Annotated in this window: 11 protein-coding genes; 5 read left to right on the top strand and 6 right to left on the bottom strand. The window is 71.3% G+C overall.

The window, feature by feature from the left end; all coding sequences use genetic code 11:
- The first annotated feature begins 100 nt into the window (after nt 1-100).
- Nucleotides 101-1,279 (top strand): FAD-dependent monooxygenase, encoded by a 1,179-nt coding sequence (locus FHU38_RS13210; RefSeq protein WP_313886761.1) that lies wholly within the window; start codon nt 101-103, stop codon nt 1,277-1,279.
- On the opposite strand, the gene FHU38_RS13205 is transcribed toward FHU38_RS13210, so the two are convergent.
- The 6 genes from FHU38_RS13205 to FHU38_RS13180 all read right to left on the bottom strand — a co-directional run bounded on the left by FHU38_RS13205 (nt 1,254) and on the right by FHU38_RS13180 (nt 10,724).
- Nucleotides 1,254-4,385 carry a BTAD domain-containing putative transcriptional regulator gene (locus FHU38_RS13205; RefSeq protein WP_313886760.1) on the bottom strand — a complete coding sequence of 1,044 codons (3,132 nt, stop codon included), beginning with the start codon at nt 4,383-4,385 and terminating at the stop codon, nt 1,254-1,256. The two genes, FHU38_RS13210 and FHU38_RS13205, sit on opposite strands and share 26 nt — an antisense overlap.
- Before the next feature lie 45 nt (nt 4,386-4,430).
- The gene (locus FHU38_RS13200) at nt 4,431-7,250 is read right to left on the bottom strand and encodes a patatin-like phospholipase family protein (RefSeq protein ID WP_313886759.1); all 2,820 of its coding nucleotides are present in this window, start codon (nt 7,248-7,250) and stop codon (nt 4,431-4,433) included.
- A gap of 80 nt (nt 7,251-7,330) precedes the next feature.
- Nucleotides 7,331-8,134, bottom strand: a complete 804-nt coding sequence (locus FHU38_RS13195; protein WP_167170891.1) for an ABC transporter ATP-binding protein — start codon at nt 8,132-8,134, stop codon at nt 7,331-7,333.
- 13 nt (nt 8,135-8,147) lie between these two features.
- On the bottom strand, nt 8,148-8,930 hold the full coding sequence (locus FHU38_RS13190) for an ABC transporter permease (protein WP_167170890.1): 783 nt from the start codon (nt 8,928-8,930) through the stop codon (nt 8,148-8,150).
- Nucleotides 8,927-9,709, bottom strand: a complete 783-nt coding sequence (locus FHU38_RS13185; protein ID WP_167170889.1) for an ABC transporter permease — start codon at nt 9,707-9,709, stop codon at nt 8,927-8,929. The genes FHU38_RS13190 and FHU38_RS13185 overlap by 4 nt, the downstream gene beginning before the upstream one ends.
- Nucleotides 9,710-9,719: 10 nt before the next feature.
- On the bottom strand, nt 9,720-10,724 hold the full coding sequence (locus FHU38_RS13180) for an ABC transporter substrate-binding protein (protein WP_167170886.1): 1,005 nt from the start codon (nt 10,722-10,724) through the stop codon (nt 9,720-9,722).
- Nucleotides 10,725-11,124: 400 nt separating this feature from the next.
- Here FHU38_RS13180 and FHU38_RS13175 point away from each other — a divergent pair, with 400 nt between their 5' ends.
- From FHU38_RS13175 to FHU38_RS13160, 4 genes are all read left to right on the top strand, one after another.
- Nucleotides 11,125-11,535 carry a hypothetical protein gene (locus tag FHU38_RS13175; protein WP_167170883.1) on the top strand — a complete coding sequence of 137 codons (411 nt, stop codon included), beginning with the start codon at nt 11,125-11,127 and terminating at the stop codon, nt 11,533-11,535.
- Complete coding sequence (locus FHU38_RS13170; RefSeq protein ID WP_167170880.1) at nt 11,532-12,068, top strand: universal stress protein; 537 nt, start codon at nt 11,532-11,534, stop codon at nt 12,066-12,068. Before FHU38_RS13175 ends, FHU38_RS13170 begins: the two co-directional genes overlap by 4 nt.
- A gap of 5 nt (nt 12,069-12,073) precedes the next feature.
- Nucleotides 12,074-14,734, top strand: a complete 2,661-nt coding sequence (locus tag FHU38_RS13165) for a bifunctional acetate--CoA ligase family protein/GNAT family N-acetyltransferase (RefSeq protein WP_167170877.1) — start codon at nt 12,074-12,076, stop codon at nt 14,732-14,734.
- 96 nt (nt 14,735-14,830) lie between these two features.
- Nucleotides 14,831-15,727 (top strand): universal stress protein, encoded by an 897-nt coding sequence (locus tag FHU38_RS13160; protein WP_167170874.1) that lies wholly within the window; start codon nt 14,831-14,833, stop codon nt 15,725-15,727.
- Nucleotides 15,728-15,784 lie beyond the last annotated feature (57 nt).

Genomic DNA, 15,784 nt, shown 5'->3' with positions numbered 1-15,784 from the left:
TGTCGTCACCGCGTCTGTCCGCGGTCAGCCGACCGTAGGTGATCGGTAAGCCGGTGCCCGCATGCTCGGGCACCGGTACCGATACCAGGGAGGCAAAACCGTGAAAAGACGACACGTCCTTATCTCCGGCGCGGGCATAGCGGGCCCGGCCGCGGCGTTCTGGCTGGCGCGTAGCGGGTTCACCACCACGATCGTCGAGCGTTCACCTCGACTGCGCACCAGCGGGCACGCCGTCGACCTCCGTGGCGCGCAAGTCGAGGCGCTTCGCAGAATGGGCCTGCTGGAACGTGTTGTCGCGGCGGGTACCGGCAGGAGTGAGCTTCGGGTACTGAACTCGAAGGGCCGCCACGTGCTGAGCCTGCCGCCACAGTTCGCCGGCGGAGAGGTGGAGATCGCGAGGGGGGAGCTGAGCTCCATCCTGTACGAGGCCACCGCCGAGGACACCGAGTACATCTTCGGCGATTGGGTTACGGAACTGACCGAGACGGGGGAGGGGGTGGCGGTAACCTTCGCCGGCGGCGGCACGCGGCTGTTCGACCTTGTCGTGGGCGCCGACGGGCTGCACTCTGGCGTTCGGGCCCTCACCTTCGGCCCTGAGGGGCGGTTCCGCACCGACCTCGGCTACTACGTCGCCGGGTTCGGCGCACCGAACCACCTGGGTCTGGACCATGTCGGGCTGATGTACAACGTGCCGGGCAGGGGGATCACGGTCTCAGGCCTTCGTCCCGAGGCCTCGGTGCGGGTGACGCTGGTCTTCGCCTCCGAGCCGCTGGACTTCGACAGGCACGATGTCGCGCAGCAGCGCAAGCTGGTCGCGGACCGGTTCGCCGACGTGGGCTGGGAGGTGCCGCGCCTGCTGGATGCCTTGTGGGATGCCGACGACCTTTACTTCGACCCGCTGTGCCAGGTGCACCTGCCCGGGTACTCGCGGGGTCGGACGGTGCTGCTCGGCGATGCCGCGTGGGGTGCGGGGCCCGGCGGTGGCGGCACGGGTCTGGCGATGACAGCGGCCTACGTGTTGGCAGGCGAGCTGGCGCACGCGGATGCCGACCACGGTGCGGCCTTCCAGCGGTTCGAGCGCGCGGTTCGCCCCGCCGCTTCGGCCGGGCTCAAGCAGGCGAAAGGTGCGGGACCGTTTCTGGCCCCGGCGACGAGGACCGGGCTCTGGCTGCGCGACCGGGCCTACCGCGCGCTGACATCGCGGTTGCTGATCGGCTGGTTGGACAGCATGAGCACCAAGGCGGCCAACGTGCTCAAGCCTCGTGAATACCCGCTCTGAGCGCTGCCAGCGCTTCCTCGCGCGACAGTGCGGCACAACGGTTGAGGATCGCGCCGTACCCCGCGGACCCCAGCGCCCGGCGGCAGTCGCGCGCCACCCGCTGGGCGTGCGCGGACACCGCTGCCGCGCCCCGTACGGCCGCCGCGGCGCCGAGCAGCAGCGTTGCTCGTTCGGCTGCCCCGGCCACGATCGCGGCGCCCGCCAGCCCTTCGGCGGCCTCGGCGATGTCGGAGGGCGGCAGGTGCGCGAGGGCGAGCGCGAGCGCGTTGTGGTGGCTTTCGCGTGCGGCGGTCAGCTTGCCTTCGGACTCGGCGGCGCGGCCCAACGTGGTCAGCACCCGGCAGCGCGCGGCCGTGTCCTGCCAACCGGTGCCGCAAAGCCGCAGTGCCCGTTCGCACAGCCGACTCGCGTGCTCGGGTTCGCCGGCTGCCGTGGCCAACTCGGCGAGGCCGCGGTAGCCCAGTGCCAGGGTCGAACCGAGCCCGGTACGTTTCGCGCGTTCGACGGCGTGTTCGTAGCATCCGGCAGCTTCGGCGAGGTACCCGCCGCGCAGCAACCGGTCGGCCTTTCGACACCAGAGTTCGGCCAGTTCCTCGGCCGCGTCGAGTTCACCGACCAGTTCGATCGCCTCGTCGGTGAGCGCCAAGGCTGTGTCGTGGTCGCTGCGTAGTTCGGCGAGTGTGGCCATGCCGTCCAGCACCTGCGCGCTGCCCCAGCGGTCGCCGACGGAGCGGAACGCCTCGTCTGCCAGTGCGAACTGCGGGGCCGCGTCCGCGTGGTGACCCTGGAACAGCTTCACATAGCCCAGTGAGAAGTGTCGCAGCCCGCGGTGCCACGGGTCGCCGCTGCGTGCGAACCCCACGTGAATCGGCGACGCGGGGGTGTCCGGGGCTGGTGGCCCCGCATGGGTGGCCCACCCGATGAGCAGCTCGGGCCTGCGCACCGGCCACGGTGCCGTCAGCATGATTCGCTCTGCCCGTTGTACGTGCTCGCGCCAGCGTGGCGGCGCCGCGGGCTCGGCGGCGAGCACGCACAGTACGTACTCTTCCTCGGTTCCGGCCGGTGGGTCGAGGCCGATCCGGTCCAGCAGCCGCGCGGCCAACGGCGCCACCTCGCCGTGAGCGCCCCGCAGCCGCCAGTACGAACCGAGCGCGCCGACCAACCTCAGCGCGAGCCGGGCATCGGCATCGACGGCCCAGCGCAACGCCGCGTGGAAGTTGGCCTGCTCCGGCGCCAGCCTTTCCAGCACCCGCACTTGCTGTGCCGCGCGAAGTGCGGGCTCGGTCTCCTCGGCCAGCGCCAGGAAGAACTCGGCGTGGGCGCGGGCGAGTTGGTGGTGCTCCCCGGACCCGGTCAGCATCTCGGCCGCGTACGCGCGGATGGTCTCCAGCATCCGGTACCGACCATCGTGGAAGTCCAGCAAGGACTTGTCCACCAGCCCCGACAGCAGCTCCTCGGTGGCCCCGACATCCGGTTCGCCCTGCTGACCGCACACGGTGGCGGCGGCGGACGCGGTGGCGCCTGCGCGGAAAACCGCGAGCCTGCGCAGCAGTCGCCGCTCTCCGGTAGGCAGCAGGTCCCAGCTCCACCGCACGACCGCGCGCAACGTGCGGTGCCTGGCGTGCGGATTGCGCCCGCCCGTGGAGAGCAGGCGGAAGTGGTCACCGAGCCGGTCGTGTAGCTGTCGCGGGGTCAGCGAGCGCAGCCTGGCGGCAGCCAGTTCGATGGCCAGCGGTAGGCCGTCCAGCGCCACGCAAATTCCTGCGACGAGCTGGGTGGTGGCCGCGTCCCCCGCCATGCTGAAACCGGGGCGCACAGCGGCGGCCCGCTCGGCGAACAACCGTACGGCGGGGGAGTCGAGTTGCTCTGATTCGGCGTGCACGGGCAGCGGGAGCAGCACGAGGAGGTGCTCTCCGGTGACACCGAGTTGTTCCCTGCTGGTCGCGAGTATCCGCAGCCGAGGGCAGGCGGCGAGCAGCGTGTGCGCCAACCTGGCCACCGCGTCGAGAACATGTTCACAGTTGTCGAGCAGCAGGAGCAACTCCCGGTCGGCCAGCGCCGCGGCGAGCCGCTCGGCAGGATCGTCCGCCGCGCCGGGCTCGGCGAACAGCCGTGTCCGCCGCAGGCCGAGCGCGGCGAGCGTGGCGGTGAACACCTCGGCGTCGCCGCTGACGGCCGCCAGGTCCACGAAGCAGGTCCGCCCGCCGAAGCCGGCGGCGGATTCCACCGCCAGCCGGGTCTTCCCGCAGCCACCCGGCCCGGTCACGGTGACCAGCCGCGCCGCGGACAGCAGTTCGAGTATCCGTGCCAGCTCGGCCTGCCGACCGACGAAGCTGGTCAACTGCGCGGGGGCATTCGTGAGCCTGGCGGCGGGCTCGGCCCGCAGCACCTCCAGGTGGGTGGCGGCCAGCTCACCGGAAGGCTCGGTGCCCAACTCCTCGGCGAGCACCCTTCGCGCGTCGGCGAACACCGCCAGCGCCTCGGACCTGCGCCCGCAGGCGTGCAGCGCGCGCATGAGCAGCGCCCGTGGCCGCTCCCGCAACGGGTGCGTCGCGATCAGCTCGGACAGGTCGGCCAGCACGGCGTCGGATTCCCCGAGGGAAAGCCGCGCCCGCACGAGGTCCTCGACGGCCGTCGCGCGCGACTCCTCCAGCCTGGCCACCTGCGCTTCGGCGAACGGAGCGTCGCGCACATCGGCGAGCGCGGGCCCGCGCCACAGCGCCACCGCCTCGCCGAGCAGCGCCGAAGCGGTGCCAGGGTCACCCTCGGCCAGCGCCTGGCGACCGCGCCGCGTCAGCGCCTCGAAACGGTGGGCGTCGACGTCGGTTGGTTCGACGTCGAGCAGGTAGCCGCCCGCCCGCGCGACGATCAGCCTCGCCTCACCCAGCGCACGACGTAGCCGGGACAGCTGCGCCTGCAGGGCGTTGGTGGCGTCGCCGGGCGGCCGCTCGCCGTAGACGCCATCGATCAGTGTTTCAGTCGTGACTACCTTGCCGGGTGTCAGCAGCAGCAGCGCCAGCAGGGACCGGGCTCGCGGCCCGCCGATGTGTGGGCCCTGGTCGCTGTCCGCGAGCACCAGCAAGGGCCCGAGCACACCAAACTTCACCAGTTCATTATTCCGCGGCGCGTGCCCCACTCGTCACGGTCACGGTCACGGCGTCGGGCTGGGCTGCTGTGGCGGTGTGGTCGTGCCGGTGTCGGCGGGCCGCTGGGACAGCGCCTCCACGGCCTGCCGGCCGATGTGCCTGCCGAGTTCGGTATAGGCGCAGAACTGGCCGTGGTCGAACCACTGGTCGCCCGTGCTGTCGTGCGGGAACTCGGGATGCTGTGCCGCGTAGGACAGCAGCGGGTAGGGCAGCTCGGGCCACAGCACCGCCCTGGCCACCACCAGCCTGCCGGTGACCTTCTCGGCCAGCCCGCTCTCCGGCGGGTAGTGGATCGTGCCGGTGATCACGGGGTTCGCCGCCAGCCTCGCGGCCAGCGGGCCGCCTGCGGCGCTGCTCTCGCTACCCGCCGAGCCGGGCTCGGCCCGCCACGGCTCGTCGAGTTCAACCCGCACGCCGAGTTCCTGCGCAGCCAGCGTCAGCGCCTGCGCGAGCGTGGTCGCGGTCGGCGGGGTGTCGTTGCTGGCATCGACACAGAAGATGCGGGTGCACCTGCGTCGCAGCAACTCGACGAGGCCGAGGTTGTCGTAGTGCCCGCCGTCGGTGACGTGCAGCAGCCGATCCTGGTGGGAGTGCACGCCGAACACCTCCCGCAGCAGGTACGGCAGCCGCCTCGCCCTGGGAAGCCACGCGTGGGCCCAGTCGCCGCGTGCCGCGGCCTCCCGTGCGCGGCACACGAAACCGGGATTGGGCAGCCACGCGCCAAGCCTGGCGCCGGACACGGCGAGCAGCACCTGGAACCAGCGGCTCGACCTGCCCATCGCGGAGGCGAACGCGGCGCCACTGACCGCCACGGCACCCTGCACCGTCAGGTCACGCCGGAACCTGCTCGTCACGATGCGTTCCAGGTCGGGGGTGCGCACCCAGCCGACGTCCGGGCCGCCTGTCCACTCCGCACTCATCGTGTACGACACCGCACCCAGCCCCGGCGGCGTGCGTGACTCCCCCTTGAGGTTGGCCGAGGCGGCGAAGACGACCTCGGGAAACCGCAGCTTCGGCGCTACCTTCCCGTACGCCGACAGCTTGGTGCGCTCGGCCGGGTCGTAGGGCACGGCCACGACCTGGTCGTCGACGTGCCTGCGCACCGCCCGCACGGCGAAGGCGCGGGCGAGCCGCCTGCGGTAGAACGGGTGCAGGCTCAGCGACGTCACGTCGAACACGCCGCCGAGCACGAGCACGGCCACCGCGACGACGGCCGCCGACACCAGTGCCGGGGAATCGCCGGGGGCCAGCGAGGTCGTGGCCGCCCCGCCGAACAGCAGCAGCCACAGCACCGCCAGCAGCCCGGTGGTGATCATCACCAGCAGCCGCTGGGTCAGTCCCTTCGGCAGCGCCGCGGGCACCCCGCCTTTGCCGCGCCGCAACAGCCCGGAGACCTGCCTGCCGAGCACGGCCCGGTGTCGCCAGGACATGGCCGCCACGGTGGTCAGGTAGGTCAGCAGCACGGCGCCCACCGAACCGCCGACACCCATCGCGGTGTCGGTGTGGTCGAGCAGCCACGCGGAGCCCCACAGCAGCACCGGCACCACGAACACCAGCACGGACACCACGACGGCCAGCATGGTCAGCTCGGCCGCGTACCTCGCTGATCGGCCGCGCCTGGCTTCCTCGCCGTGCGAGAACAGCGCCAGCAGGAACGCGGCGGCCGCCAGCGCGGCGACGGCCGCCACGGCGCCCGCGCGTGGCAACGGTGGCGACACCGGGTCCAGCGGCATCGCGGTCACCGGCACCCTGGCGTACAGCCAGCCCGTGACCACGCCGAGCACCACAGCCGGCCCGAACAGGACGGTCAGCGACAGCAGCAGGCCCCTGCCGACCCTGCCGAGCGCGCCGAGCAGCTCGCCGGGGGTGTTGGCCAGGTAGCTGGAGTTGCGACGGATGTGGTGCAGTTCGGCGCTGCCCTCGGTGAAGGCCGACCCTGGTTCGCGCATTACCGTTCCCGCCACGGCGGGGTGCCCGGCGTCGGTCAGCGCCTGCTGCAGCGCTCCCGCGGTGTAGCCGCCACCGGATACCGACACCAGGTAGTGCGCGTCGAGTAGCTGTGCCCGCATCGACTGCAGTGCCCCGAGCGCGACACTGGCCGCGCGGATGCCACCGCCGGAAAGGCATACGCCGGTGGTGTCCTCGCCGCGTGCCCACCGGTCGCTGACGAGGTCCGGGCGCACGCCCGGCACCGTGTAGGCGTTGCGCCACCTGGTGGCCCCTGTGGTGGGGGAGTCGGTGGCGGCGGGCGGATCGGTTTCCTCCAGCGGGCTGGGCGGCACGGTCCGCAGTTCGTGGGAGGCTCGGCGCGCCAGCTCGGTGCCTGGGTGGGCGGCACAGCGCCACAGCAGTACGGCCGCCGCGGACATGGCGACCACGACGGCGGGAAGCAGCGCGCCGTACTTCAGCACGGCGGTGGCGGTGACGAGGTCGAACACCCACGGCGCCACCCGGTGCGGGCCGGCGGCGGCCAGCAACGTCAGGCTCTGCGCCACGTGCGCGGCGACGGCCACCACGGTGGCGGTTTGGGCAAGCCGCACCGCGCGCCGCGCCACCGGGGTGCGCCACACCCACCTGGCCGCCGTCGTGCCAAGCCACAACCCCGCGCCGTAGCAGGCGACCAGCGCGAAGCCCCAGGCCGCCGTCGTGGCCGTGCCCTCCGGCAACGGCCCGGTACGGCCCTCGGCGCCGAACTCGACGGTGACCAGCCTCGCGGTGCCCACCAGCCAGCAGCCGAGCCCCGTCAGTGTGATCGCGGTGAGCGCGAACGCCGCCGCCGCCCTTCGGGACGGCACATCCGCGCGTGCGGGACTGCGCACCGACACTTCCACCCCCAGCAGTCGTGGTCAGTCGTGGTGAGCCGCGGCCGGTCGTCACCGGCCGGGCGTGCCCGCCACGCTACCGCTCACCCCCGCTCGGCCGGGGTTGCCGTGGCCGGTTGCGCCGGCTCCTGCTTGCGTTTGATGGAACGGAAGATGTGCGCCCGCAGGTGCGCGAACTCCGGTAGTTCCTTGGTGGACACCTGGTCACGCGGCTGGGGCAGCCCGACGTCGAGCACCTCCTGCACCGTCGTGGGCGGCCTGGTCAGCACCACCACGCGGTCGCCGAGGTAGACCGCCTCGTCGATGTCGTGGGTCACGAACAGCACGGTCACGCCGTACTCCGCCCGCACCCGCAGCATCAGATCTTCCAGGTCAGCGCGGGTCTGTGCGTCCACCGACGCGAACGGTTCGTCCATCAGCAGCAGCTCCGGCTGGTAGGCCAGCGCCCGTGCGATGGCGACGCGCTGCTGCATACCTCCGGACAGCTCCCACGGGTAGTGCTCGATGAACCCGGTGAGGCCCACCGACTCAACGGCGTGCTCCACCAGCCCACGCCGCTCGGTCTTGCCGAGTGGCTTGTGCCGCAGCGGAAGCTCGATGTTGTCCCGCACCGACAGCCACGGCATCAGCGAGCGGCTGTACTCCTGGAACACGAACCCGATCTGTTCCGGCGGGCCGTCGACCGGCCTGCCGCGCAGCCGCACCTCGCCCGAGGTGGGCGGCAGCAGCCCGGCCATGCAGCGCAGCAGCGTGGTCTTGCCGCATCCGGACGGGCCGACGAGGCAGACGAACTCTCCCTCGTCGACGTTGAAGGTGAGGTCGGCGATGGCGCGGGTGGCGCGCTCGCCGTCACCGTAGGTCTTGGACAGACCGCTGACTTCCAGCACTGGCTACAACTCCTTACTGCAGTGCGCTGGCCTTGGCGCCGCGATGCCAGCTGAGCACGCGCCGCTCGACGACTGCCAGAGCCGCGTTGAGCAGGTATCCGAGCACGCCGAGCAGCACGATTCCCGACCACATCTCGGGTATCGCGAAGGACCGTTGGGATTCGAGCACGAAGTAGCCGATGCCCGCGGTGCTCGCCACCATCTCGCTGATCACCATGAGGATCAGCGCGAGCGAAAGGCTGGTCCGCATGCCCGCGAACACCTGGGGCAGCGCGGCGGGCAGCACGATGCTGCGTAGCCGCTCGCCGCCGCGGATTCCGTAGACCCTGGCGGTGTCGAGCATCGTCGGGTCGACACCGCGCACCCCGTCGATCGTGTTGAGCAGCACCGGCCACAGGCACACCACGGCGATGATGAAGATCTTCATCGTGTCGCCGACGCCGAGCACGAGCATGCCGAAGGGCAGCAGCGCGGGCGGCGGGACGGCACGGCCGAACTCCACGATCGGTCCGGCGACGCGGCGCGCGGTGGCCGAGAGGCCGAGCAGCGTGCCGACCGTGATCCCGATGACCACCGCGATGAGGAAGCCAGCGGCCAGCCGCCTGAGGCTGGGCAGCACATCGGTGGCGAACCGGTCGAACAGCCAGGTGTCGGCGAAGGTGGCCAGAATGTCGGCCAGCGGTGGGAAGTAGAAACTGCCCGCGCTCGCCGACCAGATCCACCAGCCTGCCAGCACGGCCAGCGGAACGCCGGCCTCCAGTGCGATCAGCGCCCAGCGGCGCCGGGAAGGACTCATCGCGCACCTCGCTGTGCCGGATGCCAGTGCAGGACGCGTCGTTCCGCCATCCCGAACAGGCTGTTGAGCCCCCAGCCGATCAGGCCGGTGACGATGATCAGGGCGTAGAGCAGGTCGGGAGCGGCGCCGACGCGGGCGGCGTTGATCTCACGCCCGAGTCCAGGCGATCCGATGACCAACTCGGCGGTGACGGCCAGGATCAGTGCGACCGACGAGGAGATGCGAAGTCCCGTGGCGACGTAGGGGACGGCACCGGGCAGCACCACGCGGGTGATCCGTTCGACGCGGCTGAGCCGGAACACGCGCGCGGTGTCCACCGCGACCGGGTCCACGTCCTGCATCCCGTACAGGGTCTGGATCAGCAGCGGCCAGAACGCGGCGAAGGCCGCGAGGAACACCTTGCTCTCCATGCCCACGCCGTAGACGAGGATGGCGAGCGGTACCAGCGCCACCGAAGGGATCGGGCGAAGGAACTCGATGATCGCGCGAAACGCTCGGTATCGGACGACGCTGGTGCCCAGGATCATGCCCAGCGGCACGGCGAACACCGCCGCGAAGGCCAGACCGAGCACCCAACCCTGCATGGTTTGGCCCAGCGCCGTCCAGAAGGACGCCTGGCCCAGTTGCGCGCCCAGTTCGGCGAGCATTTCCGAGACCGGGGGGAAGTGCCGCCGGGGCAGCAGCTCGGCTCGTGACGCCAGCTCGGCGAGCACGAGCACGGCTGCCACCCCGGACCAGGTCTGCGCCAGCAGGCGCAGCCGGTTGTCGGTACGGGTCATGGACTCAGACTCAGCTCCCGTTCGAGGTCCAGATCAGCTCGTCGAGGTTGGCCTCGCCTTCGAGCAACCCGTACTTCTTGCTCAGGTCGTGCATTCGCTGGATGGATTCCCGGTTGAGGTCGGTGCTCCACTGTCCCAGCCGCACCTCGCCGAGCAGGTTGTCCGGGATCTTGGTGTACTCGCCAAGGGTCTTGCGGACCGCTTCGGGGTTCTGCGCGGCGTACTCCAGCGACTTGTTCATCGCCCGTACGAACCGCTCGACCACCTCGGGGTTCTCCTCGATGTAGGCCTGTGTGGTGAAGTACGAGGCCACGGTCAGGCTCGGCTCCGTCTCGTACAGCGGAGCGACCAGCGGCCTGGCCCCGCTCTGCCTCGCGACGGTGTCGAACGGCTCGACGACGTAGATGGCGTCGACCTGGCCCTGCTCCAGCGCCGCGTTCGCCTCGGGGAACGGCACCTCGACGAACTGGATCTTCGAAAGGTCCACGCCGTGCTTCTCCAGCGACGCCCTCGCGGTCACCTCGGGCACGTTGCGCAGCGTGTTGACGCTGAGCCGCTTGCCCTCCAGGTCCTTCGGGGTCTTGATGCCGCTGTCGGCGCGCACCCAGATGTGCGACCAGGAGTTCTCCTCGTCGGCGGCTTCCTGCACGCCCTGCGCGACCATCCTGACCGGCAGGCCCTTGCTCGCACCGATGAGCAGCGACGCGGTGTTGGAGAACCCGAACTGCAGGTCGCCGCTTTGCACGGCGGGCAGGATCTCGGCGCCGCCTGCGAACTCCTGCGGCTCCACGGTGATGCCCTCTTCGGCGAAGAAGCCCTGCTCACGGCCGAGGTAGAGCGGGGCGACATCCATGATCGGGATTACCCCGACGCGGACGGTCACCGGGCCGGAGCCGTCACCGCTGGCGCCGTCGTCTCCGCCGCCACAGGCGGCCACGCCCAGTGCGAGTGTGAGTACGGCCGCCAGCGCCGACAGGCGCCGGCGGGGGCGAGGCCGGGGTCTTGCGAATCTCATGGGCACTCCCTTGTGCCTAAAACTTGGTTTACGTTGCGCGGACTCTAGAGCGATTCCAGTTCATCACCTACATGGGTGATAGATACATCACTTGACATCGCGATTCGATCCCTTCTGGCCCCGCCATCCACGGTGGGTCGGCGCAGCCGGGCGGCTGCCGCCTGCCATGGGACGCGTCGTTCCCGGGTCGAACCTTCGCAGGGGTCGACAAGATGGTCAACAATTTCGTTGTAAAAGCTGCGGGAGTGTTGTCCATGCCCGGCAAGGCCTGGCCGAGTTCTGTATAACGACCTATACGGCCCGGCTCTCGCGTCGCTAGGTAAGAGAGGCAGTTCGCCCCTACCGGCACCGTGGCGGCCTGAACGAGCGTGAGTGGGCGAACGCCTGAGGAGGCCCACGAATGCACGTACTGGTTACCGAAGCGAACTTCGGGGACTCCGCGCGGGTCCTGCCCCGGCTGCGCGACCTCGGCTGCCGGGTGAGCACCTGCCATACCGCCACCGGCCTGTGCAGGGCACTTGAACCAGGGTCGCGCTGCCCGCTCGACGAGCCCGGTGGCGTCGACCTGCTCGTGGACGTCCGTTCGGTCGGCGAGCAGCTGACGGCGCGCGAGTTCGGCGCCGTGTGCGCGCTGCGCGCCCGGGTACCCACCGCGGTGACCGATGCCGAAGCCGGGCGCATGCCAACGGTGCCGATCGGCCTGGAGAACCACGTCACCGCGGTCCTCGCCGACGGGCTGGCCGACGCCTGCCGGGGTTGGCTACGGGCACACGGCGACGACACCGAGTGGGTACAGGGGAGGACGGCATGACACGCGCCGCGAGCGGCGGACCGATCGTGGTCGGTGTGGACGGCTCCGACGCCTCCGTGCGGGCACTCGGCTGGGCCATCGAGGAGGCGCTCGCACGCGGAAGTGAGGTCCGCGCCATCGCCGTGTGGTCGGTCGACGTCACCCACGACTTCGCCTGGAAGCGCGTCGAGGACATCCGTGCCCGCTACGAGCGCCTGCTCGACGACGCCATCGCCGCAGCGGCTCGCGGCCGCGCCGAGCTGCCAACGATCGTGCCGGTGGTGCTGGAGGGACCGGCGAGCACGGTGCTCGTGGAAGCGGCACGTCGAGCGGCGTTGCTCGTCGTCGCCAGGCACCGTGACCAGAAGCTGCGCAAGACCATACTCGGCTCGGTCAGTGCCGCCTGCGCGAAGAACGCCAGCGTGCCCGTGGTCGTGGTACCGCCGAGGGCGCAGGACGAGCAGGGCGCCGATGCCTGGCGGCCCGCCGAACCGGCTTCGGTGGCGGGCGCGTCCACTGGGTCGGGCCGAAACCGCGAGCCCGGTGAGGAGTGAACCCGGTGACAACCACCGTCGAGCACCTCGGCCACCGAGGCCTGCTCGCTGACGGCCGCGTCGTACTGATCCGGCCGCTCGTACCGTCGGACGCACCCGAGGTGACGCGGCTGCACAGCGCGTTCGGTGAGCGCGACAGCTACCTGCGCTTCTTCGGCCCAGCGCCGGCCCACCTCGACAGGCTGGCCGAGGCCATCGCGGCCGAGACCGGCCCAAGGCATGCCGCCGCGGGCGCCTTCCTCGATGGCAGGCTCGTCGGGGTCGCCAACTACGAGACACTGGCCGACCCCGGGATCGCGGAGATCGCGCTTGCCGTCGACGCCACCGCCAGAGCCGAAGGCGTCGGCACACTGCTGCTTGAGCAACTGGTCTCCACCGCGAGGGCGCGCGGCATCAACCGGCTGCTCGCCGTGGTTTCGGCGGAGAACACTCGCATGCTGCGGCTGCTGCGAGACTTCGGGCTGCCGATGACGAGCACCGCACAGGGCCCCGAACGCGAGATCGTGCTGCAACTTGACGGTGGCGAGCGCTACCTGGAAACGGTGGCGACGCGTGAACGGGTCGCCGAGGTCGCCAGCCTGCGGCACGTGCTCGAACCCGCCTCCATCGCCGTCATCGGAGCGAGCAGGCGGGAGAGCTCGGTGGGGCACGCGGTGCTTGCCAACCTCATCGAAGCAGGCTTCACCGGCGCGCTGTTCGCGGTCAACCCGCACGCCGAGCGGATACTCGGCATCGAGTGCCGTCCCAGCGTGGCCGACCTGCCGCGAACACCCGAGCTGGCCGTCGTGGCGGTGCCCGCGCCCGCGGTCGCCGACGCGGTCGAGGACTGCGGGCGACGCGGTGTGCGCGCCGTCGTCATCATCACCGCGGGGCTTTCGCCCGACGACACCGACCGCGTGCTCACCGCCGTGCGCCGGTACGGGATCAGGGTTGTCGGGCCCAACTGCATCGGCGTGGTCAACACCGATCCGAACGTGCGGATGAACGCGACGTTCCTGCGCTCGGCCGTGGCGGGCGGCGACATCGGCGTGATGACGCAGTCCGGCGGGGTGGCGATCGCGCTCACCGAACTGCTCGCCGCCGCCGGCCTCGGGGTGTCCAATGTGGTCTCGGCCGGTGACAAGTACGACGTAAGCGGCAACGACCTGCTGCTGTGGTGGCAGCACGACGATCGCACCGCCGCGGCCGTGCTGTACCTGGAGTCCTTCGGCAACCCGCGCAAGTTCGGCCTGCTCGCCCGCTCACTGGCCCGCGAGAAGCCGGTGCTCGCCGTGCGTGGCGCCAACACCGCACTGGCACAGCGCGCCGCCGCCTCGCACACCGCCGCGGCGGCGACACCGGCCGTCAGCAGGGACGCGCTGTTCGAGCAGGCGGGGGTGCTCGCCGTCGACACCGTCACCGAGCTGCTGACCGTGCTCGCCGCGCTGCGTTGGCAGGGCTTGCCTTCGGGAAACCGTGTCGCCGTCGTGAGCAACGCGGGCGGCACCGGGGTGCTGGCCGTGGACGCCTGCGCCAGGCACGGCCTCGCACTGCCGGAGCTGACGGAGGAGACACTGGTGCGGCTGCGCGCGCTGCTGCCCGAGCAGGCCAGCCCGCGCAACCCGGTGGACACCACCGCCGCGGTGCATCCACTTGCGTTCGGCGCCTGTGTGGACGCTGTCGTGGAGGACCCGGGTGTCGACGCGGTGATCGTGGCCACGGCACCGACGGCCGTGGGAGACCCGGCGGACGCGCTGAGCCAGCGGGTGTCGCTGCGCGGCAAGCCGATCGTGGTCGTACGGCCAGGCCAGCTCGCGCCAGTGGTGCCGCTGACCGACGACCTGGTCGGCCCGGTCACGGCCAGCTACTCCGACCCCGAGCACGCCGCGCAGGCACTCGGCAGGCTGGCCGGCTACGCGCGCTGGCTGGCGCAGCCGTCCGGTGAGACGCCTCACCTGCCCGGCATCGACGTGGACGGTGCCCGCACCCTCGTGGCCGAGGCGCTGGCGCAGAACCACGGTGACGGCTGGCTGACTCCCGCCGAGGTGGGCGCGCTGCTGCGCTACTTCGCAATCCCCACCGTGCCGACCGCTGTCGCGGCCGACGAGGCGGAAGCGGTGGAGCTGTTCGAGAGCATGGGCGGGCGCCCCGTTGCGTTGAAGGCCAACGCGGAAGGCCTGCTGCACAAGAGCGCGGGCGGGGGAGTCGCGCTCGACGTGCGCGATGCCGAGGGAGTGCGCGAGGTCTTCGCCACGTTCCGGGAACGCTTCGGCGGCTCGCTGCACAGCGTGGTGGTGCAGCCGATGGTGCCCAAGGGCAGGGAACTGCTCGTCGGGATCAACGCCGACGAGGTGTTCGGCCCGTTGGTGGTGTTCGGGCTCGGTGGCGTGGACACCGACCTCATCGCCGACCGAAGCGCCCGGCTCGCTCCGCTGACCGAATCCGACGCCGACCGCCTCATCGCCGGCCTGCGCAGCTCACCCGAGCTGCTGCGGCAGCTGCCGGTGGCCGCCGTGCGTGACGTGCTGATGCGGGTGGGACTGCTGGCCGTGGCGCTGCCCGACGTCGCCGAACTCGACCTCAACCCGCTCGTGGCCACCGAGGACGGCTGCGTGGTGCTGGACAGCCGGGTACGCGTGCGCGGCCACCTGTCCGGCGACCCGTACCTGCGTTACCTGAAGCACTGAAGCACCCGAGAACACCGAAGCAACCGAGAACACCGAAGCACAAGGCACTGAGAGCACTGGCTTTCCCGCGAACACGCCCGAGGTGGAGGCAACGACATGACGAACGGCAACCGAGCTGACCGCCCCGTGGTGGCGGGAGTGGACGGGTCACCGTCGGCGATGGACGCGACCCGGTGGGCGGCGCGGCAGGCGGTCCGGTTGGGCGTGCCGTTGCGGCTGCTTTACGTCGCCGACCTGCCGCCGCTCAACCCGCATGTGACGGCACCGCCACCGAGCTACGCCAGCGCGTGGCTGGACTCCGGGCGTAAGTGGCTGTCCGAGGCCGAGGACATGGCCACCGACGAGGTCCCCGAGGCAAGGGTCGAGACCGACGTGCGACTGGGGCAAACCAGCGACACCCTGATCGAGGAGTCCCGAAGCGCGTCGCTGCTGGTGCTCGGCACCCGCGGCTACGGCGGGTTCCGCAGGCTGTTGGTGGGTTCGGTGGCCTCGACGGTCGCCGCGCACGCCGCCTGCCCTGTGGTGGTGCTGCCCGCGGGCACGGCGACGGTCGACACCGGCGACGTGGTGGTTGGCGCCGACGGGTCGGCGCTGGGCGTCGAGGCGCTGGGCCTCGGCTTCGACGTCGCCGCTGCCAGACGCGCCAGGCTGGTCGCCGTGCGCGTGTGGCACGAGTCGCTGGCCGACGCCGCCTGGTCGGGGCTGCCGGTCCGGGACGAACTCGACAAGGTCACCGAGCAGGAACTGCGCGCGTTGCGCACCGATCTGCTGCCGTGGCGGGAGAAGTACCCCGATGTCGAGGTCAGCGAGCACGTGGTGCGCGCGGGCAAACCCGCCGACGCCCTGCTCGACGCCGCGCGGCACGCACAGTTGATCGTGGTCGGCTCGCACGGACGGGGAGTGGTGTCGGGAACCCTGCTCGGCTCCACCAGCCAGGCGCTGCTGCACACCGTCACCACCTGCCCGGTGGCGATCGTCCGCCCGAGGGAGTGAGCCGAAGGCCGCGGTTCGGGGTAGCCGCCGATGCGGAGCCCCGAACCGCGTGCGGGC

This window comes from Saccharomonospora amisosensis (assembly GCF_011761185.1).
In the GTDB taxonomy this organism is placed as follows: Bacteria; Actinomycetota; Actinomycetes; order Mycobacteriales; family Pseudonocardiaceae; genus Saccharomonospora_A; species Saccharomonospora_A amisosensis.
This window is presented reverse-complemented; position numbering and strand designations above follow the sequence as displayed.